At 44.2% G+C, this 26,706-nt stretch carries 5 protein-coding genes; all 5 read right to left on the bottom strand.

Translation table 11 applies throughout. The features are described 5' to 3' along the window. Window positions 1-20 precede the first annotated feature (20 nt). Entirely contained in the window at window positions 21-9,485 is a 9,465-nt protein-coding gene (locus ACTXGH_RS07490) for a ribosomal protein L7/L12 (protein WP_439296617.1), read from the bottom strand. A gap of 71 nt (window positions 9,486-9,556) precedes the next feature. Beyond that, window positions 9,557-16,651 carry a SpvB/TcaC N-terminal domain-containing protein gene (locus ACTXGH_RS07485; RefSeq protein ID WP_439296616.1) on the bottom strand — a complete coding sequence of 2,365 codons (7,095 nt, stop codon included), beginning with the start codon at window positions 16,649-16,651 and terminating at the stop codon, window positions 9,557-9,559. 92 nt (window positions 16,652-16,743) lie between these two features. Beyond that, window positions 16,744-16,989 carry a hypothetical protein gene (locus ACTXGH_RS07480; RefSeq protein ID WP_439296615.1) on the bottom strand — a complete coding sequence of 82 codons (246 nt, stop codon included), beginning with the start codon at window positions 16,987-16,989 and terminating at the stop codon, window positions 16,744-16,746. Window positions 16,990-17,749: 760 nt separating this feature from the next. Next, the gene (locus tag ACTXGH_RS07475; protein WP_439296614.1) at window positions 17,750-25,147 is read right to left on the bottom strand and encodes a Tc toxin subunit A-related protein; all 7,398 of its coding nucleotides are present in this window, start codon (window positions 25,145-25,147) and stop codon (window positions 17,750-17,752) included. 48 nt (window positions 25,148-25,195) lie between these two features. Continuing rightward, a complete protein-coding gene (locus tag ACTXGH_RS07470) occupies window positions 25,196-26,470 on the bottom strand; it encodes a hypothetical protein (protein ID WP_439296613.1) in 1,275 nt (424 codons plus the stop codon). Between the last annotated feature and the right edge of the window lie 236 nt (window positions 26,471-26,706).

Here is a 26,706-nt window from a genome sequence, read left to right as displayed (position 1 = left end):
TTACAATTTCCGAAGCCATATTACATAAGGTAACTAGGTAGCTCACCCTCACAAGTTAAAACCAGCAAAATATCATTAATTTTTTCATCTGAAAATAGTTGTTTAATAACGGGGATATTAGGCAGCTCCAACTGCCACTTCCCTTTTGGTACGCTCCCGCCTATGGCAGCCCAGTTTGTTCCGTTCGTATTTGAGCGGATTACCCCATCAATCGGTGATGCTTCGCCTCCTAATGTGTTGCTATCTTGATGTTGTGTAAAGAACAGTTTAGCTGCGAAGACACTAGGCAAGTCACTGTCAGCGATAAAATACATTAATACGTGGCTAATGATTAGCTCATTAATGTTGGAGGGAAAATCAGCCAATGTCGTCTCAAAACTCACGCTCATAGGAGTGTCCGTCTGCTCTGGATTATGCAGATCATACCATGCATCAGAGAATTCTTGGCGGAAGCTGAAAGCTCTATCGAAGCTGGTATATGTGTCCAGCTCTTGCTGTATTTGCTGCTGATAAGTTCTATCATGCAAAGCCGTATATTCAATAGTTAATAACACATCAGCAATGGTATTAAAGTCCATTGGATTAGAGGCTTCTGGTAAACGAAATTCCCACCTGGTATCCACCCCATTGCCTTCAAAGGGCAATAACATTTCAGGATTAGGGCTCAACTCAAAGACACCTGATGCGCCAATAGGATTGGAGAAGGCAATTGACTCCGGATCTCGGCGAATAACAACAGTCTGGAATACATCACCTGCTATTACCACACGAGATATACCGCTAGAAGTCAACGTAGCACTGATTCCTTGCACAGGAGGAACTAGCGCGATTACCGAGATTCTAACTTGTTTAATCAGACGTAGATATTGTCCTGGAAAACGTCGGTCAAACACTTTACCTGATGTGTCGAAATTTAAAATACCCGTCTGCTTAAATTGTTGGAAGGCAAAGGGGTCAAGTTGTGATAATGAGAAATTAACACTGAGTTGTTGTTTGCGCTGATCTGTGGTGAAAGCATATTGATCAAGCTTGGTAATATCTCTTAATAATCTTGCCGAACCTGTCAGCCCTCGTCTATCAGCCGTAGCAGAGTCACTACTTGCCGAATTATTACCATCGAAATTAGGCAATTCATAATAGTCATCTTTAATGACACCGAATAAAGGCTCTTGTCTCTCAAACGCCAGCTGTATTTCAGCCAGTTTTGACATAGCAGCCGCCTGTTGCAGATAATAACGGAAGATACTTTTTAGCACACCGCTCATCCAGTCGTAGAGCTCTACATTCGTAAACTTCTCTTGTAAGAAAATAACATTACCGCTGGCTTGTTCTGACTGAATTTCGGCTATAGCTTGCTCTTGTTCGGTAATCTGAATGCGGTCATTAGCTAGTTTAATCTGTTGATTACTTATCTGTACATCTTGCTCTGCCAGTTGATGCTGTAGTTGGTATTCGCGATTGCGTAGTGCAATACTGATTGATTGTGAAAGTGTGTTTATTTTGAATTGGCTTGTTGCTAACACGCTTTGGCTAACCGTTTCAGCATATATTGGAATGATAGCCGCCGCAGCTGCTGCTGAGGCAGGGGCACCTCCTGTTGCACCTCCTGCAGCAGCGGTAACAGCAAGACCGGCTATATGTGATGCATAATTTGCAAAGGCAGAAAGGATTTGCACATCCTGATGAAACTTATACTGATCGAGTAGTTGCTTTTCCAAATCAAGCATATCTTCGCTTGACCATTCAGCATAGGTTTCAACCAAAATAGCAGTTCGCTCTAGCTGCAACTCAGCCAAGCCAAGACCATTCTCTGACTCACGCACACGTAATTTTTGTAATTTTACGCCTTCTCGTGATAATTCAACGTCCTGTCGCGCTTTAAATAAAGTGTATTTTTCTTGGTCTAACGATTGCAGAGTACTAAAGAATGAAGCTTCCGTCTGCTGTGCCAAGTGAGTCAATTGCTTTGCACGATCAACCAATACTGGATAACGGTATTGTGTCGGTCTGATTCTCGTCACGCTTGCCAGATTTATCTGTCCTCCAGCCCCCATACTTGGCAATGCACTCTCTACGTCTATCGGCGCTGAGTATGGCTCAAGCTCACGCTGCATTCCCGCAATATTCATACAATTACGGATTTTGAATAAATTAAGCTTGGCTCTTAGCAAGAGAAATTTAACTGTTGGGTTATTGGGGATGCAAAACTCAAAGGATAAGCGCGGGGAATACCCTATTACTATTTCGCTAAAATCAGCTATCTCAACCGTTTCAATTCCAGCACTATCATTATCTGTTATATTTGAGTTTAAGCTGGCTAATCTTGACAGTAAGCGATCAGTTTTAAAGAAGTTAGTAGATATATTTAAATTAGAAAGTAGTATCCGGCTAAAATCTTGTTTGGTTAGCAAAGATTTAGTTATAACCTCTGTAGCAGTTAAGGATGCTTTTCGCTCGCCCAACGCCATTTGTATAACCTCTAAAGCATTAGCCAATCTTTTTTCTTCAGAGAAGTTGCTGTTTAGCTTATTACGCACCTCTACCAGTGTGTTTTTTAATACCTGTGTTGAATTAAGCTCACCCAACCTTGATTTAAGATACTCATAATAAGGCTGTAAAGTTATATCTTCGACCGTATATTTAAGCGATTCAATTAATGCTGAGCACTTATTCTCAGGTTGAACAGGCAGTTCTGACTCAATCAGTTCTAATGCAGTATTATAGAGGTTTCTAGCTCGCGCTACGCTTTCGCTGGTATCATAAGTAAACTCAGCGTCTGCATAATCAAGCAAGCAGCGGATAATTGATTGTATTGTGAAGTGGGTATATGTATTTTTTCTGTTTTGGGCAAATGCATGAGGATTTAATTGCACTGGCCATTCGCTATTCCTATTATAATCATGATCAAATCGGTCTTCCTGCTGAAGAACCCATGAAATTTTACGATTAGTAGTAGATTTATAATCAAATACCAGACTGTACCACTCTAATGCTTCTTTATAATGACCATAGCGAGAGAGTTGTTCAGCGATCCAAACAGGTAAGTAATAATATGCTTCATCTAAATACCCTCTATTTGCATAGTCGTTCGAGACGCTATTTTCGTGTATCCAATTTCGTCTATATTGCTGGCTCTCAATATTTGTTTCGGTACTGATTTGAATGGGATTTGATTGTAGGTTAGGAGCTATATCAAGTTTGAAAACTACATCTAGTAATCCAGTATTAGTCCTACTGTTTATAATGGAATATACCGGTCTAAAATAATTTGTATCTACTTCAATATTGTACAAGATGTCGTAACTATAGTTGAGTATTGGCTTACCATTATGTGTAGCTAGTGAGATTCTTTTATTGTTTTGAGAGCTTGTCAAAAGTTTTTTTTCTGGAAGAAATACATTAAAACTTGAAGCAAAATCATTTAACTTTTCATCTGAATCTGGTAGGTCTTCAACATCATAAGATAGATTATACGTACTAAAAACATGAAGCCTCGTTACATTTTTTTTGCTAGAATCAATGCGTAACGCACCAATAGGATACAAACCAGGTCCATTTCTTCCTGATAACCATTTAGTATAATCATCTTCTGAAATAATACTTTCTTTCTTTTTCTCAAGTGAAACTATTTCATTCCTCAACTCATTAATAGATTTTTCAGAACGCCCTGTAACATCATTAAGGTATGAGCTCTTAGTTTTAATTGAAGACTTTATTGTTAGGTAATCATCTAAGTCTCTAGTTTGATTAGAAAATAAACTCAAACCTATAGTTAGACTTGAACCTTTTATGCCATATATATATCCTTGTAAACTAGAGTTAGAACTTGTACTTGACTGATAAATCTTTTCAATATTTACTGAAATTAATAAACCATTTTTATATTGGACAGCAGAAGTAATCTTTGACTCTTCTCCGACAATATAATTTGTTTGATAAACAGGATGATCGAGATAAGTAATAATCGTCCATTTGTTATTTACCCAAGTATTTTCTTTAGTTAAGGTGTTTGTATATAATACAGATGAATATTGGTTATCGATATTTTCCTTATAGTAAATATAACCAGCGCTTCCAGAAAACTTATAAGAAGAAAACTTTTTGGGAGCAGTTAGAGCTAAGCAGCATATAGTAGGTGGTTGGGGCTCATTATGCATAAGGTCCTGTTGTACCATGGTAAACGAAGCGCCTCTAGGGCTACTAGGAATTCCCAACTCAACCAACTCACTCCATGTGTTCGTTTCAAGGTCATACAGTAGAGAACCTAGTTTATTCTTTTCTTTAACGATAATTCTTAAAACTACATACATTTTATTCTGATAAGTTGTTGCACCTACTATATCAGTCACATTTACGTCACCAATAGGTAAATGCTGCCAAGAAGACTGAAATGTTTGTTTTTCTACATTCAATAAAAACGCAGCAGCTAAAGCTGCACTCGCTTGAGCTTTCAAGTCAAATGTCGACCAGTAACAGTGTTTGGTCTCATTATTAATTCCAAAAAGATAAAACAGGTCTTTAACTTTTTGTTTCGAGATACTTTCTGTAAAACATTCTTGTTTGCTTTTAATCGAAGTACTTCCCCAGCAAGTTGCCTTAACTTCTAAAGCACTAATGTCTTTAAGGTACTCATAATAAGCTTCACTTATTTTACAAGCATCTTTAGGAGAAAGCTGATTCAAGGTATTACTCGTTAACCGACTGAATTCAGATGTTTGCTCTTCTCGTAAAGAAGGATACAAAATCTGCTCAGGATAAAAAAATACGCCCATCGCCGCTTTCCAAGTGGCATAAGAACCCATCCATCTCCATTCTTGTTCAAACTGCTTTGAGCTTATTTTCAGCTCAACATCCGCAATATCAATCTTGCCTGACCTAATTGAGAATACTAAGGTTTGCAAGACCTCCAGCGCCATGCTGACACGGGTGGTCATCTGGCAGCCACTTTGTTGCAGGTCTATAAGAAAGCGCTTGGTGAGCTTTTCTGATTTAATGGTCAAATCATCAGATGAAGGGTCAATGATGTTTACCAAAGCATTTCTAAGCAACGGTAAAGTTTGTTCTTCTACCTCAGAGACCATTGATTTAAGACTAGATGCAAGCACCTCTTGTTGATCAATTCTTGCTTTTAGCGTTCTATACCACTCGCGTTGTCTACGTGTATCAATACGCCATTTTTGTGCCTCTTGTTGCACTGTGAATGTAGGACGCTGTGTAGGATATTTAAAAAACTCAGGGCTAAGTGAAAGCCTGCTCTTCTCTTCTTCTCTCCATGTAGCGAACTGTTTTATTTTCCAGATTTGCAAAAGAATGGCATACATATTTTCACGTGTACCAGCTAATACCTTCGATCCTTTTTCTATACGTTTAGCGACGTCCAACAAAAATAAATAGGCCTCTCTTACCAGCGCTATTTGCTGTAGCCGGCTTGTGATAGAAACTCCTTTTTCTTCGAGTTGACTAAGTGCTATCAGGTCTTGATGAGAGATACCTAGATATTTTTCTTCACTAAATAAATTTTCTATAGCATCTGGCTTAATGACATCATCGGTAACATTGCCGTTTTGTTCTATGCTATCTCGGATAGTATTTAGCTCTATATCAATTAGCTTCGTACGTGAGCGCCAAGTATCATAAGCAAAGTTGCCAATGATAGGCTCGATTAACACATCACCAGAGATCACATCAGGATCAATCAATGGCGGCGTACTCGCCTGCTTTAATGTTTGTTGCCATTGCTGTCTTTGTAACTGGCTTGCCCGCCATCTTGGTAAGCGCGCTTTGAGAGATTGCCAATATGGCAAACGGGCTTCTTCTAACAGCCAATCTTGATATAATAAATTAAACTTATATGCAGAAACTAGAGCGGCAGATAGATTGTTTTGCACTGTATTAGATAATGTTTGCTGGTCACCCTTTAAAATCAAACTAGCAGATACCAGTGTTATAAAGCTTTCTTGATCCAGATTTAACGCTAATATTTGTGCTTTTGCCTCTGACTGCTCAGCCTGATCTAAACTGTTGAGCTTGGTATTGATGTTTTCAATATCAGGTACTGTCCCAAAGGCATCACTCATAATCGCGTCTAACCGACCTGCCGTTTTTGATTTTAAAATATCAGCGTATTCTTTTTGTTTCTCATTTAATTGTATTCGGCGCTCGTCCCATAATGTGCGTGCAGTGAGCGCAAACTTACCGTCTGGCAGCTTTTTTGGTTCAATGTTTTCAGGATCAAGCAGTGGTTTTTCACTTTCCAAAAGTAGTGACCATTCTCCTTCTTGTGGTTCCGTCAAAGACGGCCAAAATGTCGTCATATTCAAGCTAATATTAGCCTCTTCTAATACCCAACTGTTATAAGCGGCTCTTTTTACACTATTGACAATTATATTGGTGGCATTGGTTACATAGGTTTGCCATTCCTCCTCATTGTATTCTTTACCTACTTCTACATCGGTTGCGAATCTTGCCAGCTCATTTAACGCCTCAACGCTTAACTGTCTTTCGCTGAGCCATTGAGTAAATGTTGCATCCTCGATAATCTTTGCATCGTTTGCCAATAGCGCTTGTTGAGCAATCAGATTACCGAGCGTCGTGGGCACAGTAATTTCTGCAATAGCAGTCGCTAGACCATAGGGGTTATTAGAATCGGAAATAACCTTGCTATGAATACGGGCAATCTGTTCATCAACCCATTCACGCCTCGTTTTCCAGAGCTCAAAAGCAGTATTAAGCTCGTCAGGATGACGAAAATCATCAGGCCCGATCACATCAGGATCAATAATCGGTGTGTTTTGTGACAACGGACTTTCAGGAAAATCTATTTCTTTCCATTGTTTTTTTAGACGCTCTAATCGCCAGTCATAAAGCTCAGGGCGTTTTTGCTCTGCTTTTAAAAACCTTAATGGATCAAGTAAGCGTACCCGTGGAATATCTATATCAATGTACGTTTCCATATAAGCTGGCAAACCAAAAATCCGCTCTAAATTATGCTCTGATAACGCATTAGCTAAAATTTGGTGAGCACCCGATTGCAGCTGTAATTCTTTTACATAATTAGGGTCAATACCTAGACGATTGGCAATGGCTTCGATATCGGCATCTGATGATGCTCTATCAAGGTCAAACTGGGAAGTACCTATATTTCTAAGCAATGACTGGTAGGCTGCCTGACGATATTTAGCGACGCGCTCGTCAGTAATCACAAAATTTAATTGAGAGGTATCTATAGCAGCAAGGAGTACTTCACAGGCAATTCTAACTTGTCTTAATTGGGTTTTTGTTGCTGCACAATTAATTGGCAGTTTGGATAAAGGTTGATGAAAGTTATCCACCAAAAAGTCAAGCGTAATGGCAGTGCCGCTTGCTTGAGTGACGTTCGAAGTTACATAGCCTATCAAATCTGTTAGATATGCACCTGGACTTAGTGCCGATACACAGTCTTCACATTGGCAGCTTAATGCTGAGTCTTGTTGAAGCTCTTCTGGGTTATTCGTACCACCTGTTTTAATATCAAGATAGGCATTTGCCAATTGAAAATCTAGATAGCGTGCTTGTGCATGCTGTATCGCTGGTGAAACAATCCCATCATTACCAATGACTGATACAAACTGTTCTACAGGCATATCAGCAATCGCAGAAAAACTAGCGAAACCTTTGTCTATTAACAATTGATTTTGCTTAATCTGTTCTGCAGGCTTTAAGTCAGTAGAGAGTAAAGACAAATCAACCTGTGCTTGTAATTGTCTGACCTCGTCACTTGCACGCAGTGTTTCTGGCAATCCTTTTACAGTTTCAAGATTCCCAAGCTTACGCAGCTCAGCGATATTGGTCAGATTATTCTTTTTCAAAAAAGTATTTAAGTCATTGGAAAACGTTATGGGTAATGCCGTTAGCTGTAACGCTTCGCCGGGCTCTATTGGAACAGGGACAGTTATCTTTATTATGACAGCTTCTTTTTGCTCTACTGGCAAGCTTACCTCTTGTTCATCAAGCTCATCACCATTAGAGGCTTCAATATTTAAAACCAATGAGAGATTTGAAAGTGTTGACTCTGGAGGCAATGCATAAGTGAGGATGAATTCACCCTGCCCATTGGTGATGCTTCCTTGCAAATGCAGCGAGCGGTCTTCGTCAAGAGGTTGAGCATTTACTAACAAACCGACCAATGGTTCAGCGCTTACCGAGTCTATTAACACTCCTTTTACTTCATGTAGTATCCAATGGTCTTTTTCTTGTTGTGTTTTTTCGTCACGTAAACGTTGCAGTTGACTTAATATTAAGTCGATTTGCTCTGCTAACCATGCTGGAATAATAATTTTTGCTATTGCCTGCTTTAATGCCTCTGTTAGATATTTATCAGATTGTTCCAGTAACGTATCTAAATTTAAAGTTGGCTGTTCAGTAGCTTCATTGCGTACAAGCCCAAACTCCATACGCGCCCAGCCATAAAAGGCTGCTGCAGGTATATTCGTTTCGTAGGAGAGTTTGGCACTTTGGGCTATAAAGTGAATGCTATTAGCACCAGCAGGGAACTCATCGGAGAATTCATTTATTTCCGTTTCATTAATCAAAAAGCTAATATCTTGCAAAGATAGATCTGCGAGTACTGCACTATCCAACGCAGGTCTTAGTAACCCTTCTAAACGCTCATATTCTGAGGCTTTAACAGCCGCTGACGCTTCTAGCTGTAGATCAATATCCATCTTTTTAGGACTGTTAAAAAATATATCTGGCTCATCTTTAATTTTTGTTTTTAACGCCAGCTCTATACCAACTTCGTTGAACACTCGCAATAACAGATCGGTATTGTTTTTTTCACTGCGAGAAAATTGCTCTTGTTTATAAGATATAGCGTAGTCGCCCGTTGATGATATTGAGGCTTCCCCTAGGTATTGCTCGCTGCGCAAGTCCTTATCATAAGCTCGAATCAGCACGCCGCTGGCAGGCTTTCCATTAGCAAGACTGACTTTACCTGTTACCAAGTAGTTATCATCTTTGGCGGGTTTGGGTTTCTTAGGGTCTTCACCATTGTCAGAGCCTGACATAGCTTCAATAACCACGGTAGCGCCGACACTAGATAATCTCTGATGAACTTTTATAGCAGATGGTTTATCTAAGTTATCTTTGACGACGCCATTGCTCTCAACTAAGGTTTTGGCTTCTTTTAAGCCCAGTCCAGTAATCTCTCTGACTTGTTTTATGACTTGTAGTTTTTGCTCACCAAAGGAAAGCAGGCGAACCCTGAATAATTCTAGGGTTGTATTGCTAAGCTCTATAGAAACCGTTGCTCCTGCTTCTCGTAACTTAGTAGCAAACACATCGGCCGCCTGTTCGTTTAAGCCACCTAGTACAAAACCACCTACATCTAGTAGTTGATTGATTTTGTCAATCGCGTCTGGCCCTAGCATTACCTTTAAAACATCGGTGACAGGTTTTTGTGCCGGTAATGGCACCCGATTGATAGATACATTAAATAAATTAGCCATGATCCCAATCCTTTGGTTATGTTTAATTACATTTATTGACTTCCATTGTTTATTATTAATTGTGAGTTTTACTACGGTGCTGGCATCGGAGGAAGCATCATCGTTTTATTTTCAGCATCACTTTTGAGGTCTTCTGTAGCTATAGGAGTCTTAAATTTATCTCTAACCCTTACTGTAGTTATTTGATTTTTAGCATGATCATCAGTTTTGTTTACTGCTTTTTTATCAATAGTTAAGATTTGCTTAATCCCCCCATCATCCTCTATTGTTAACTTAACATTAACCTTATACCCTTCTACCTCAACACCATTTGCTCCAAAGAATTTTCCAATAGCATAAAGAAACTTTCCTTCAGTTATTTTCCCAGTCTCGCAGGAATGAACATTTATCTTTGATTTTTTATCAATTTTTTTTGATAAATCTCTTTTCGTCTTTGATGATAGTTTGTTGTGATATATTGCTTCCAATTTTTCACCTGTAAGTTGTAATTTGTTCACACTATCTTGATTTTGGCTACTATCAAACTCTATTCCATCTCCGAACCCATGTGCATAAACTAATATTTCTCCCACTTTATCATTTTTGTCCAGATTATTTAGTATCTCCTTAGGTACATCGTCAAAACTATCAACTTCTATAACTATATGACTTTTAACCCCAGATTTAATTTTATTAACATCTTTATCTTTTTCATGGATAACTAAAAAGTTCTTCCTCTCGTTATTTTTTTTTGATGATTTCTTATCTTGCATACCGTTTCCATCAACACGATTATTTGGATTAGAACTAGCATACAAAAACAGATTAACTCCACCCGCAATCCCAATAGGATCACAAGAAATCCACCTAATTGTAGAAACTGAATAATACCTTGCCCTATGATAGCTTAAGCCACTTTCCTCATCCCGCTCTTTACCAGTAAACCGATAGCGCTTGCGAGCAAAACTACCAAAGCTGGTTTCACCGTAGGGATAATGCTCTTCCCGATTTATCATTTCCCCAGCATCATCCAGTACCAGATTACTGCTTCCCAAATGATCGCTTAGATGAAATTGTACGGCTGGCCCAGCATCGTTTTGATGAGCGTCTCCTCTTCTCACTAATGCAATCCGCTGTTGATTATCCATGATATGCAAGACATTATTCTCTTTTGGGCTAGCGCCTGAATTATCCCAGCGAAAATGCTCAAACAGCTCACCGATGTAAACTCGGCTTTCCCAGCCACCACCTTGTTTGCGTACCAGTTTCATCACACGCAGCCCTGAAGCATCATATAGATACTGGGCATGGATGCTGGACTCACTATAGCCTGTTTGGGTTCTAAACACTGTCAGCTGATCACTATGATTCCATTCAAAATGACGAGCTAATCCTTCGCTTATCATATTGCCATTGACATCATAAACATAAGAAAATTCCGTTCCGCTAAAACTGACTTGCTCAAGTCGGTTATTATTCGCTTCAACAGTAAAGTCTCTGTTGCTAACTACATTTCCTCTATTAGTGACATGGGTATGCTTCAATAATTGCATATTGCCCATTTTGTCATACTGATAGCTTTGGGTATAAGCACGCGTTTTTGTAACGTCATTATGATGGGGTAATTCAGGGCCATTTGGGGTAGATAATGATCTGTCACTTTCTCTACCCGTTGCAGAGGTTAGTCTTGATAATGGATCATATTGAAAGAGTCTATCGAGCTCGTCGATGTTTAGTGCTGGATTATGCACGCCACATTCAGGTGAGCGATCTGCTATTTTTAGAATATTGCCATTGAGGTCATATTGGTAAGCAAAGTCTTGTAGCACCTTACCTGTTGGTCTATAGGCTGCGGAATTTGCTGCATGAATATTTAAATCGAAGTGCTCTGTGCGTAAACGATTTAAACGAAAAGTATTATTATCATAGCTATAGCGGGTTAGAGCGCCATTACCATAGGCAATCAAAATTCTCTGCCCTTTGGCATTATAGGCAATGCGTTCTACATAAGTCTCATTATCCAGCGCCACACTTTCTAGGGCGCCTGAGCGATTGTAATATGGGATTAGTTTGGCGCGTTTGCCTGTCACATCTTCTGGATAGACAATCTCTGTTGCACGGTTGAGCGCATCAAAACGTGAGCTACTGGTATATTGAAAGGGGTTTAATAGACTGGTTGCGTAGACTCGTTCACTAGTGCCAGCTGGTGCTTGCCAATTTACCTGAAAGGGCTTTATGTCCCAGTCATTATTGGGAGCGCTAGCATAAAGGCTTAGCAGATGCTGTTCAGCAATGACTTGTCGGGTGCTATCTAGCGGATTACCTTTAAAGTCAAAACCTGACGTACTCACGCTACCGGCTTCATCATAGTGTTTGGTTAATTGCCCTAAAGTATTACTTATCTTAGCGACATCAAAATCAGCTACGTTATCATCTCCATAGTGATTACGCTGGCGCAAGGTCATATCTCCTTGCTCGGTATTACGTGCCCAAAAATATTTAGGCCGTAGCAGTACATCATAGTTTTGTAAAATCAGTGCGCCTTTGCTATCTCTTCGCTCCACTTCCAGACCTGTCACATCAGTGACTATTCTACGCACTCCTGCATCGATACTGTCGATACGCAGCGGCGACGATTCTGGTATCAGTGAATAGCTGTATTTGAATGCAATACGACCCAAGGCATCGGTCACTTCCAGTAGATTGCCCAGAATATCGTAACGCGATTTTGTAACTATCCAATCAACTGGGTCATTACTACTTTTTAATCGTTCTACTACTTTGATGGTTCTGCCTAAGGCATCTAGCTCAATATGTGTTGGCGTATCCCAATGATCTTGATAGCTTTGACTGTCGTTGAAATGGGTGCGCCCTGCATTATCATTGCCATCATAAGTATAAGCATGCCAAGGGCTAGGAATGAAGTCTTCCGGACTGTCTAATCGTTTAGGGATACCGTAAATCACTCTTTGTTCTGAGCCATCTGGATTAAGGGTGCGAATCACTTGACCTCTAGGGTCATAGAACATTTTGGCGGCTTTACCGTGTTTGTCATTTTGAGCTTGATGCTCGTTTCTATCTAAATAATCCCAACCTACATGGTAAAAAGGTTCGTATTGCTCTACTATACTGCCTTTATTATTAAAGGTTTGCCAGCCACTAACAATGACATTAGGTTGTGATTTGGCTCTATTTACTATGCCCGCTACTATTTGTTTTGTTGTTTGTTCATCGGATTGATTGGCAGGTAATCCGCTATGACCAAAATTATTATCGCCAAAACGAGTTTCGGCCGCTTGTACACGTGTTTGTACCTGTCTACCAAAACCATCACTATACTCACGCATTTGTATAAAGCGTTCGGGGTACTTATCTTCTTCGTTATCGAAAAAATCAGTGATTTCTGACTCTGTCATTTCTGCTAGATTTGCTGCCGCTCTTTTGTCGTTCTCTTCATCAATTAACTGCCATGCATGTTCAGTCCGCTGAAGGGTGTGCACGTACACTGGCTGGGGGTTTTGTCCCTGTTTTTGACTATTAATAAAAGCATTAAAGTCATATCGATACCGTATGCTAGGTTGTTCTGCTCGGTCGCCGATATTTTCCCCTGCTTTAGCGTTAACTTGTATGCTTTGTAACATTCCCAACGGTGAATAGCTTGCTTGGCTTTGGTTACCATTGGCATCAATCATTAAGGCAATTTGCAAAGTACGGTAATCATACTCTGCTTGGATAGTAAGCTCTCTAGGGTTAGTTGCCTTGATAGGAAGAAAGTCATATTGATCATATTCAATATGCGACTCACTCCCAAAAGGATTAATACTAGTGGTCACCATGCCACGGGCGTTTATTTCCTGACGCTGCCCAGCAGCGTAGTAACCATGGGTATAGGGTGGCGTTAATCCATCGGCAAAGCCATATGCAAGCGGTGTAATAGCTAGGTCTGGACGTGTCAAATCACGAGGGCTATCCACAGGTAGGCTATCGATAAATTGTTGCGGATATTCACTAGACCAATTGGGCTGTCCATTTTTGGTAAAAACATCGGGTATTTGATTATCATAAATATGATTAAGAATCTCTTGCGTTAATATCAAGGATTCACTACGTGAAAGTACGCCATGTTCACCAATTTCCCCCAATGCCAAGCCGGTATATTTATTACCATCATAAAAATTAAGAGAATGACCGATTAGCTGTTTATTAATTTGTTCACCCTCAACGGCTTGTTCAATTTGGAGAAGGGTCTGCGGCGTTGGTATTATTAACTCATAATGTTTAGATTCTGCGAGTCGGTCTACGATATAAACATGCTCGTCATCACGTTGTGCAAAAAAGCTTTGAGCAAAGGTAGCAAGGTAATCTTCTGTCTGACTAAACTTATCTATCCAGCCTTTTGGACAGGCAACTTGCCAGATTCTTTGCGGTTGACCATAATTATCATAATCGTTAGTGAAACTAAACTGGGTCATCGGCTCATCACCGCGCTCCCACTGTGTGGTTCGACTGGCTACAGAGAAAGGAAAATATATGCGTTGTCTATCGGACTCAACTTGGGTAGGAACCGCTATTTCTTTAAGCTCAAAGGCAGACTCTGAAACGGTGTAGGGAATGGCTTCTCTTACGCTGCCATCCAGCGCATAAGTCTCTGAGCGTAATAAAGTTCCTCGTAATGTACGTATGGCGTCGCGTCTGTCTTGCAGTTGTAACGTTTTTAAAAAGCTTTCTTGATCGTATAGTCCGTCTAGTTGCCCAGGATCTCCTGCCCAATATTCGTGTCTAAAATCAGAGCTACTCCAGTGTCCCTCTTTTTTACGCACAGGGCCTTGATGAAACCAGTTACGTGTTTCTGTAGGCGCTGAAAAGTGGGTGTAATCAATATCAAGAAAAGCTAATTCACTGTCGCTAGTATATTTGTGGTAATTATCAAAACTTTCGGTATCTCGTTGGTCAACGCGGCCAAAACCACGGAACTCTCTTTCCTTACCATCCCAATAGCCGTGGTGATAGCTGTACTCAGTGGTCAGTTTGCTTTGAGAGATAAGATCAACTGACTCTACCCTGCTCACTACCTGCACAGGGAACGGTAAAGTGCTTTGCCAACGGGTATCGGGCCGTTTTTCATCTTCAAGATAAAAACGAATAGAGGACTCATAGTACACACGGGTTAAAGCACCGAGCCGATTATCCATCTCATTAAGCAGATAAGGCTTTACGCCACCGGTAAAATCAAGGAAATAATAATGGTTACCTGCTCCACTCTTGTCATTCGTCCACAATAAACCACTCACACCACTCCCGTACAAATCAATCAATCTAATTGCTGTAGGATGAGTAACAGGTGGCGTGCCATTAACTATTAATGGATCACTCCAACCTTTTCCTGCCTGATTAAGCCAAAGTGTTACTTTGTAATCGTCTACATAAATCAGATCTGCATTACCACTACCGTCGATGTCGCCAAGATAGAGTCGTTGCAAGTCGTAACCATAGGGCAACCGAGGACTGTTATGCATCTGTACACGCGCACCCCATTGTCCATAACCTTGATATGGCCAGTATTCGATATTGCCATCATGAAGAAGCACAATGTCAGTTAGTCCATCACCTGACATATCGGCCCATTTAACGCGTTGGTCGGCGAAATTGACATTAGGAAAATATTTTAGTGCTTTGCGCGAAACTTGTTGGGTTTCAGACCAGCCATTGTCTGGGTCGTTATAGAACAACTCAAAACGGCTACCACTTTGAATTGCGTCGGTGACGCCATCACCATTCAAGTCAATCAGTTTAACTTGTGGGTCTTGTAAGCTAAAAGAAGGAGCTGTGCGATAGGGTTGGAACGAATGACGATCCCACAATGCACCGGCTTCACTGGAGAAATAGCCATTCATTTGGTGATTACTGACCATCAAATCAGGTCTACCGTCACCATTAGCATCCAATAATTGTACGCCAGCAGTAGAAAGATTAAAGCCTATAGGCACTTCTTTCATTATGCGTGGCATATCAAAGTTGCCATCGCCAAGGTTGCGCCAATAACGGATTGCACCTTTGGTTTCAAGTAGGTCCGGTAAACCATTGCCAAATAAGTCGACCAATTCTAGATCAGGATCTGATAGAGTTTGTGTGGGTAGGTTTGTATCATTTAAGGGCGTGAATTTTCGTTGTTCAGGATCAAAAATGCTGTAACTAAAGCGGGGGGCAGGTAAGGTTTCCGTTTTACCATTGTCATGACCTACGACTTCAATTTGATGAAGGTAGGAAAGACCATTTTGTGGTAATTTTATACTTAAGACTTGTCGTTGTTCTGAGCTTAATTGATCTATGTATTTAAAGTGGTAACTTCGTGTTAGTTGATTTGTTGTGAGCTTGTCTTGTGGAAGTGCATCGGGATTGCTGTAGATTTCTATCGACGTGCAGCGTTTAGCGGTGCGAACTTCGAAGCCAGCTCGATGATCTGATGATGGGTAGATACTTTTGTGTTCTGGTAAGTCTGCATAATTGAAACGAATGGTTAAGAGAAATTTTGGATTTTTATTATTAGAATCTTTCCCATAGTTTACGTAGAGAATCTCATGTAAGTAGCTTTGAGTATAGTCTTCATCAGAGTCATTAAAGTATTTATAGCGCATTTGATTACCGAACGTGTCTTCAGTTTTGGTTAACTTCCATGCAAAGGTATTATCATTATTTTGCGGGTCTGCTATAACTGCAGAATCAGTTTTTTTTGATTTCTCATGGCCGTAATAGCTGGTTAACCCTCCTTTGCTACGCACCTGCCAGTAATCGTTACTTGCATCTAAATATCTAAAAATTTTGGCAAATAGCCCTTCAGTACGAGGTCTATATTGAGTAACGCCCTTATCTTCTTGTATTAGAACAAGGTCTTCAGCGCCTGATAGTATAAAAGTATCTTTACCCAAATAACGAGGAATACCTTTGCTTGTTTTTCTGCTAACACCTGGAATACTGAGATCCCACCCCAAACCAAAAGAGCTGATACCATTACCGGTACTATAAACAAGGCTTAGTTGAGGCTGGAAGCCGTTTCGGCCCGGTGGGACGTCAATAGGTACGGAGAAGTTACCCGTTCCGGTAAATAGGTCTGGTGAGAAGGTCTCTCCCAAGCCAGCAATAGCTCCTCCACCTTTCGGCAACGATATGTTTGAACTTATATCAGACATTATTAACTCCCCACTAAATCAGAGATTAACCTATCTTATATGTCCAATATACCCCATGTACTGTTACTTATGTAAGAATTTAGCACAACTACTTATTCCTTATGTCCTTTATCTATTTTAGCTGTCCAGTTACTAAAGATAGTTAACGTAAAAGCACTGACATTATCTAAGCGAATTTGTTGTGGATAGCAATGCCACTCGGCTAATTGATTAATGTAACGAATCACTCTTAAAAACAGTATATTCATACTAATATGAATACCCAACACTTCGCGGTTATACTCATCAACCAAGTTAAAGGCTAAGAACCAGATATTGTTATCTAATTTATCGCTCATTGTATTATTTTAGGAAATAGTTACATTTACAGAGTTTTTGCAAAGGTTTCAAAAGGTTAAATCCAATTCATGAATTTTTCTACTTGCGGTATTTTCATTGATTAAACCAATAAAAATTTTATAAATATTAAAGTGATGGGCTTTGTTATATCTAGAAAATCTTCTCAATACACTTAGCTTTTACCTCAAAGTGTCTTCTGCCATAATTTAACAGAGCTACGTAAACTTCAAGACGGTGAAAAACAGGCTATAATCTAGTTCACTACCTAGCTACCCGCCAATACTTGTCCTTTATAAACCGCAAAGTAGCCATCATAATCAATCACCTAAAGCGAAAAAGAGCTTCAATGTTCTGTCGGGTTTGGCAGGCAACCCAATATTGGTTAGTTTGCCGACGAGCAGGTTGCCGAAGGTGACGTCCTTTTCTATCCTGATCCCAGCTCATGGCGTAAGTGTTAAACTCGCCATTGCCCGCTTCTGGCAATGGCGAAATACCATATAAATATGTCAGGCTAGGAATCTAAGGACTACTGCCAGAGATCCGGAATCTGCGCAGAGCTTTGATCCGAAAGCGCAAGCTGCGGTAGAAGCTGCTCCCGCAGCCAAAAAGAAAGCCAAACACGGTGTTTACTGCGGCGATTGTCCGTATAACAAGACTTTAAGGCTGCGGAAGGCTAACGGCCTTTTGCAGTCTCTACTTAACTAACGAATAGCTAAGTGAACGCCGATCCTTCGCTATCGCGGAGATGTTGCATTGCAACTACGCGATAGCGTAGCGAACAACTAAGAATACGTGCGTATCCGGTGTTCGTTTCAGTACATCATCCGGCGCCAGTGCTATTTCGAACTCTTGGTTTCCGACTTGGGAAAGCATTGGGAGATCGCCCATGTTCGGCATGCTCGACAGCAATTCTTTTTCCTCGATTGCATAAAGCTCTACTCCGCTGATGCGGATATTTTTATCTTGTACCAAGTACGGAAAATGTTCCCTCTTGACCATTGCCCGGAACATTTCGTCGCCGGCTAAAAAATGGTGCCACTCGGTCGTAAAGTCTTGGTTCAGGCTAAAAATTTGTATCTGGTCGAACCCTTCAGCCTCCTCGACGAGCGTGCGCAAATTATCCACAGCTTTTTGACGAAGGTCTTTGCCCTGACGCGCTGTATAGCGGAGATGGAGGATTACGTCGGAGATAGTGTCGTAATCGAACTGACGATACTCGTTAGGTAATTCCAGATTCCATGTGCTGATGACACCTTGCCCTTCAAAAGGAAGGAATCGTTCATCGCGAAGATTAGTCTCAAACAAGCCGCTGTCATTCTGGGCATTACTGGTGACAATGGACTGAAGCGTAGCTGAATAATCCCTAAAGCGGTCGTCTTCTTCCCCTAGCGGCAAGCGTGTATACTTGTCGTCTTTCAAAGAAGGTGAGATGCGGATACTGCTTCGGCTCAGCGACAATGTGCAGTTTACACCGGTGTAAGGCCCCGTGACTGCCGGAATCGAGAGGCTTACATTCTTGAGGCGGCGCATGTAGTGGCCAGGCAAATCCAGATCGAACAGCCATTCCGGCAAGCGAATTTCGCATGTCCCTGTCGCTTTTAAGCTCAACAAGGCGAGTGGGTCAAGCCGACGCAGCGAGACATGTTTGGTCAGTTCCAGTTCGCGCTCGTTGGCGGTATGAAAAGCCTGATCCATTTGGTGGAGCTGCAGCATGAGATGCTCTCCGGCGAGCAAACCTGCTTTATCCTGCTCCCAGTGGGACGGATCAATGAAGATGGGTTCGTCATCTCCACGCTCAAACCCATAGGCTACTGCGGCCTGTCTCGCTGCGTCATAGGCAAGCATGTAAGCCTGCCGATGCAACCGCGTCATCTGTTGGGCCATCCAGTTGTACAGCCCGACCTTGGTGAATTTCCCCTTTACAAAGTCATACTGTTCTTCGGTCTGTTCAACGTTCTTTTCGTAGATCTCCAGATCGCGTTGGGCGATTTCCTCTCGCAGCTTGGCAGCTTCAATTTGTTGTTTAATTTGATTCAGTTCTTGCTGTGCCGTATCGCGTTGAAACACCCATTCGTCAGATCGGCGTTGGTTGCTGGATTCCAATCCAGCAGAAGCTGCAATATCATTCGAGATGCTAGCAATTTGATTTAGAAAGAGGCCCCAATTTCTAGCGCTTTTATTGAGCTCATCTCCGCCGTAAGTGAGGGCAAACGGACTTCCTAAATTGGGTAAAAGTGCAAGAATTGATGATTGTCCATAAAAGAGGCTGCTTGTAGACTTGGTAATGGTGGCAGTATGTCTTGCGACCTGCTGCGTGCGCTCCCATCTCGAAAGACCGCCCTCGACAAGATTGATGTAGTGTTCTAGCCTATTGCCGATATTTGTCTGACTTTCCTCCAGGCTCATCCGCTGCCGTTGGGCCTCCGCGATTTGATTCTCTTTCACCTGCCGGGTTAGGCTAATGATGTTCTGTTCATGCCGCGCCCGCATCAAAGTGAGTTCTTCAACGTCTTTCTTTTCCAGCGCGCTGAGCAAGCCTCCGCCCAAACCCTGCACGGTAGCAGCGAGACTTCGTGCTTTCTCTATCAGGACTACGAACCGATAGATTGGGGGCTGACCGTAGTATTCGGACTGCAGCACGTCTTCAAGCGACAGGCCAGCTGCTTTAGCTCTCACCAACAGCATCGGGTCGATCCGTGGTGCATAGAGCGCCAGTGCGCGGCGCATGCCACGAATGTTCATGCAATTCCTGATCTTGAACAGCCGGTCCTCAACCCGATCCCAATAGCCCAAAAGGTGTTCGTTCATCGGTACGCAAAATACCGTGCGAACTTTCGACATGTCCGCAAGAAACGCGCCAACGACCCTTGAGCCTCTGGCGCTGACAGCCCGCGAGCTCAATGGGCTAGAGTCTAACGTTTCATCTGGCAGCGTTTCGGCCTCGAAATTTCCATCCACAAATCCCCGGAGACGCTCTTGAGTCCTTGTTGGCACAACACTGAACGTACCATCTTGCTCGAAGCGGTCAGCGGTCAGCAAACCTGAAATGTCAGGCCGGCTAGACGCGATATAGTTTTCGAGCACCACGAACTCCGATTCACCTTTTATGTCCTCGGCGACATCGGCAAAAGTTGTAGACTCAGACCCAGAACAGGCCTCCATCTGCACGGGCCGGTCACCAAGAATATCCAGAGCAGTTATGTAAAGCAGCGTGGCTTCATTAATCGACTCGTAACTATCCTGAGTGAACAAGTAATCACCCCAGTCGAGCAAGTTGTCGATGTATTTCATCACCACCGCTTTTTGCAGTGCACTCGGGCGCAGGCGTGCAATGGCCCAAGGGTTGAACGGGTCATTGCGGTACTGTGCAATCGTGCTTTCGTCAGTCAGCATGTCCTGTAGTTTTGGCAGGTCCTGCCCCCGGAACGGGGAGTAACGCCAGTTGCGGTCGCCCGGCTGCTTGTCCAGATCACTATCTGCCGCCGTTGGGTCAAAAATGTAATGGAACCAGCGTTGTGCTTCAGCGAACTTCTGATCAGCGTTCAGGTTGAAGGCGATCTGAAACGGCAAGTGGAAATAGAGCTCGCGGTAGTAGTTGCCACATGCGCCTTTGAAGTCGATGTGTTTGGCTTCAGCGTCTTCTGGATCCAAGCTTACTATGTCCGAGCGCAGGAGCCAAGGGTTTCTAGTTTCCTTGAATCTTGTCTGTGTTTCAACAGAAAGCAAGGTATCCAGACCATCTTCATGCAAAACAGCGCCAAGGGGCTGAACAATGGTGGAACCCAAAGGTCTAGTACGAATTTTTCTATCACGACGACCTCTCAGCAAATACGAATCTGTTCCAAGTGAGGCGATGTAAGTAGGGTGCCCACCGCCATTTATAACTCGGACTCTATAGGGAGTGGAGGAAAGTTCTTGGCGAAGCAGTCCAATATCCGAGAAACCATCGATGTCTTTGCCCTCTGCCAACGCAGTATCATCAAATAAATAAACAACATGTTTCCATCGATCTCGCTCAATCGGTTGAGGGTCTTGCCATACCTTCTTATCCAGCTCAGAAACTCTGTTTCGAGAACTGTCGGGCACGCGTTGCCCCGTAACGTCAACGGTACCGGAATATCGAAAAAGCAGTTTGTCGTTTGCCAATATTGGATATACTCTGTCCCATTTATAACCCATGAGCGTATGTTCTTCTGTTGCAAACTCTCGTATTTCAGTTTCCGAGCCCCTAAAATAGGAGTCGTAGGTCGACTCAGGGGAATGATAGACGGGTGTCCCGGCAGAGCCCTTATCATATTTTACGACTGGCTCATACGCATCCCTCAATCTAACTTTCGTTTGAGGCTCCCAAGTCCCCTTGGCGTTTTGGTGTGAATAGTTCAAATCAATGGTGTGTTTGTAGGCAACTAGTTTTGAGTTACCTCCAACCATCTCGTTCACCATACGAGTTTTTATATTCACCCAGAAGACATGCAGCTTGCCCTGATACAAAATGGGCGAAACAGTTTCGACGTTAATCGGAAGGTCAATTCGATGCCAATGTGACCAGACATCGCTATTTTTATCACCTGTTGTAGGCGTCAAAGTTCTGTAATGGTATTCAGGTGGATCTTCATGAGTATGAGCGAATAAATATAATGGGCCGCCATAGGGCTGATCGCGGAAAGTGGCCCCCGCATAATTCATGTTGGCCACTTTAATAAACTTGTCAAAGTATTTCTTGTAGGCGCTCTCGGCCGTATCGTCACTAATTTCCTGCTGCTGCAGCTCATCCACCGCTTCTTCAAAATACGGCGTTTTATCGTCGCGCAAGTCCGGGTAAATATAATTTTCCGGATAGAGAAAGACCCGGCGATTGGCTTCCCACACGCGGTAATTTTTGCGCCACGCCCACTCGGCTTGAGGTACGACGGAGGGTGGTACCTGGATAGCGTGATCATCGCCCTCTCCGCTTTTCTCCAGGTTCATCAGGCAGCGCTGCACGTAAAGTTGCAGGCTGGAAATGCCTGCCAGAACCCAAGACGTACGGGCACAGCCATCCATCTGTGCATCCATCAAAAAGAAACGGTACAGATCAACCGGGTCGTGGAACACTATGACCGGAGGATTAGCATGGTCTGCGGGAACAGGGTATGAATAGGCTGGCGAGAGCAGGTAGTCCATTAGGCCGTCACGTTTCAGCTCAAGCACAGCTTCTGTGTAGGGTTCCAGTAGTTTGTTGCGTTGCGCTTCATCGGGGTACTTGGCAAGAAAGGCCCCCAACATTGCGTCCCGCCCGATCTGAAGGTCGGCGTAGGCCGCAGCCGTCATTTTTGCCAGCGCATCGCCATTTACTCCGATCGTCTGGCACAACGCCACGGCGCTTTGCAATTGCGCGAGCGCCTCCATTGTGTTTGACGTTGGCTCCAATACATCAGGTTGAAGCAGTGACGCGACAAGCGTGGCGTCAGCCTTCAACAACTGTGCGACCGATTCGCTGCGGTCCGCGCCAAACACACGCATAGAAGCATGCGCCAATTCCAGTTCTTCGGCCTCTCCCGTTGCAAACGTGCGGTATATGGCCAAGCGACGAATGAACGACAACTCGAACGCTTCCGTATTGCCAAACAACATAGCGTTATCGGCGATGAAACGCTCATGGGCAACGGTCAGCTCCAGATTCGACTGCAGCAGGTACCACTTTTCCAGTTGGCTGATCTGCCCACGTAACGCGCTCTCAGGTTCGCTATCGGCAACTACCGCTTGCAATCTCGTAAGCGTAACACCGGCCAAGGCTAGTAATACCTCCGCCTGCGGGGGCACACCTTCGTCGCGCTCTTCTGCGGATACCTCTGTCTTCCAGCCATAGATGCTGCCAAGCGTTGAGTGCAACGCAGCGCTGTCCATCTCGGGCAGGTTGTCGCGAAGCTGCGTCAACTGAGCTTCGGTCGCCTTCATCTCAACAGTATCGTGCCCTTCATCCAGCACCAACCAGCGCATCTCTGCAAGGCTAAATGGTAGCGCATTGATTTCGGGCAGTTGTGTGGAGAGCTGCAACATGTCTTCTAGCGAGCGCACCGCGGTTTGCTCGGCTCCAAATACCAGTCGAATGAGCGGGAATAACTCGGCTATAGAGCATTTGAGCTTGCGGGCTAATAACGCATGACGGTAGAGCACGCTGAGGTTTGCAACTGTAATTTTCATGGTGCGCTCGGCACCGCTGCCGGGTATCTCCAGCTCTTGCCGCAGATCGATCAGTAATGCGACCAACTCTGACTCGTTCAAACTCAGGCCGGCCAATATACGGTACACGTCCGACGAGCCCGCCCCTTCATCGTTGGTAAACGTCACTGTGGGCGAGTCCGTATCGAAACTGGAGAAATTCACCGTGTCTGTCCACGACTGCTCACCGAACAGTCGGTGGTAGAGCACACCATGAGCCGTCAGAAACGTAGCGCGTGGGTTGGGTCGATCATCACCAGAAGGGCGCTCAAACGGTGCTGGTATTTGATGGAAGAGACTGACCAGCTCTTCTACATTCAGATGCAGGCGATCCTGCAGTAGCTTGAGATCGGCAACGCGATGCACCGTTGCGTCAGTGATTCCGAAAGCCAAACCTACTGAACCCAAGGCGCTCAGTACAAAGTCAAAATCAATCAGACTCCAGTCTGTCTTGCGCCAGAGGCGGATCCAGCGATGAATGGTATCCAGCTTATTGATTGCTGAGAGCGCATTGGTAGCTATAAGCGCTTCTTCTTCAAATAACTGCCCCAGACTTTCGTCCACCGGTGTACGTTCAATGGTAAAAGCAAATGAATACAGCGTTGTCGCGTCCCGCAACTGGGTGACTTCCTCGCGACTGAGCCCTGTGGCGCGCATGAACTGAGGCACCGGAATACGTACGGGATCTCTGCCGCTGCCCTCAGCATGAAACAAGCGGCGCATGTGCGCGTTGTTCCTATTGGGCTCTACTATGATGGCAAGCTCTGACGCAAGCTCTAACTGCGACACGTTCAGATACGCCAACCGTTGCTCCGCGACCGGACGACCGAGCACCGCGAACACATCGGCCCTTTTCAGACTGAAGTGACTCAAATAGAGGTCCAATTCCTGTTGCACTGGCAAAAATGGCTGTTTGAAGCTGCTGTACTTCGCAGCGTCGGACAGCTCTTGGTAAAGGTCGTTGCGGTTACTCACCTCTTCGATGTGCCCAATCAGGAATTGCTCGAACGTATGATTGACCACCTCCAGATAGGGCACCTGGTTGTGAATGTTTTTGCAACTGAGTTCCAGCGACCAGAGGTCGGGGCGCCGCTTGCGCAGGTAAAGCGCGCTATTTCGGCGCGGATCGTCTTCTTCACCAAAGGCCTCCGGCGCCTGGGAAACATGCTTATCCACAAACGCCATCAGATCGACAAAATAAGCGGACTGGCTCAATATGGAGCTGCAGTGCTCGCAATCGTAGAAGTTCTGTGCGCCAAACAGTTTCTCAATGTTATCCATCTCCCGGAAAGTTGCAGGTATGGTCCTTTCCAAGTTGTCCACCTGCATGGCTGGGCCGTACAAAAGCTCAAACAAACCGTACCGAGCGACTTCAGATTTTGTCGCCCTATCGCTTGCTGCGCGGCGAACCTGCGCGGCCTCCGCAGCCGGCAGCTGCGCTTGAATTGCCAAGCGCTCGACAGACGTGCCGAGTACCTTACTGCTGCTGTCAAAACCGGCCGACAGCAATTTTATTCGTGTTTCCGTATTATTGGAGAGCGGCATCACCCGCTGGAAGGCGCGTGCTTGTTTGAGTATTTCAGGACGATCAGTCTCAGAAATTTCGCCCCACTCCAGCTCCGTCTCCTTACTCTGAAACACCATGCGACCTCGAATAAGATCAGCATGGCGCAGATCTAGCGCTGGGTTTTCTTTGAACAGGCTATCGAACAACCCTAACTTCTCTTGTACGGCCTCATTCTGCTGGCTGGCATTGAGGCCGGGCGTTGCCAATATATTGTCGAGGCCCAAGTGGGCATAGAGCTTTAACAGCGGCGAAACAGCCGCCAGGTCTAAATCCTCCGCCGTACGAGTGGCTCTGGCAACAAGTCGGTCGCTAGGCAAATAGGCATCGACCTTCTTTATAATGGCGTTGGCATAGTCTTGCGCATTTGTAAAAGCTTCTGGCACTTGCATGCCGTGCGCCTTCGCGCGGTCTATTACACTCAGCCATTCTGTTTCCGACTAGCCAGCCACAGCTTTCACCGAGTCGCCCTGGGTTTCCTGCTGCACCTGCGTTAATAGCGGCAAGTGGTGGAACGTAAGCACGCTAGCTTGCAGGCTACGTTGTATAGCGCGTACGGCCTTCTCATCACTCAGTTCAGACTGCACTTTTTGCCAGAAGTCGGTGCTTGGCTTTGGCTCGTACTCCAGCGTCATGCGCACGAACTGCTCTTGCTGTGGTCGGGTCACACCGGCCGCGGTCGCCACCACCAGGCCGAGCGGCGCAACCGCGTCACCCTCTTCTTGCTTGAAAGCGTTATCCAACGCCAACTCGCTCAGGCGCTGCATAATGTCGTCGAGCTGGCTGCCTAAGCTGCTGGGCACTATATGGTTCGCGATGGCCTGCTTTAGCGCTACACGCCAGCGCATCGGCTTTTCTGCCAGCAAATGGCGGAGATTGGTTGGCAGGCCTTGTCGCAGCAGACCATAGAACGCGGCTTCTTCAACATCGTGTGATTTTTGCCACTGGGTGTCTAGCCGCAGGTAGCGAAGGTGCTCCAATGGTATCTGCGTCTCGCCAGCCAGAAACTCAAGGTCGTCATCGGTCAGCGCGGCACCCTCGACTGTGCCTATGAGCGGTTTTATTTCGCTCAGGTAGCGCTCATATTCAGACGGGCCATAATCTTGGCTCGGCTGTAGGGTAATGTCGATGGTTTGCTCTGGCGTAGCATTAAAAACAGTGTCTGAAGTCGCGATCACGGTGCCGTTGTCGTCCACGACTTTAACTAGCAAGTCAGCCGCGTCTTTCTCTGCACGTCGGAACTGCGTGGCAGTGTAGCGAATTTCGTAGCGACCTTTCGCATCCGTCCGGGTTGCACCAAGCAATTCCTCTGAACGCATGTCGCGGTCATAGACTTGTACCGGCAGATCCGCAGCGGCACGGCCATCGGCATGAGCTATCGTGCCTCGCACTAGTAGGTCTTCGTCATCTTGTGACGCATCTAGAAGGCCCAACTGCTTCAGTATCGTATTGAGCGCCTTAGCAGTGGATTCATCCACCGAGCCTGACGGGGTTAGCTGATTTTCCTGCTGGAATATTGCAACCAGTTTTGCTGTTATGCCGCCATAAAATTGCTGAGCCTGTTCTGCTTTGAGTTCAGTGGCCAGATCTGCGACGTTAGAAGGGTCGTTGGCCATCATTAGGTTACGCTCGAGCAGCAATTGCAATACATTTTGCAGATCAAATGTGGGGTGCCCCGACATTTGTGGTTGTAGTGGAAACGAGATTGCGTTCATTGGTCACTCCGATAAGTAATGATTCAAAGAAATTCGTTCAACCTGTCAAACGCATCAAACGATCGTTGAGAACTGTCTAACAAAGGCGCCAATTGGATGTTTCTATGCTCACTAAAAGTTTAGTAGTATCTTCATAAATTGGGTGTACTCGCTTCGGCAACACCACCCAGACATCGATATTAAACGGTCATTTCTGTCTACATAAACGCACTAAATCCCTCAACAATTCAATATGA

It is taken from the genome of Psychrobacter sp. 1Y10 (assembly GCF_052259005.1).
Taxonomy (GTDB): Bacteria; Pseudomonadota; Gammaproteobacteria; order Pseudomonadales; family Moraxellaceae; genus Psychrobacter; species Psychrobacter saeujeotis.
This window is presented reverse-complemented; position numbering and strand designations above follow the sequence as displayed.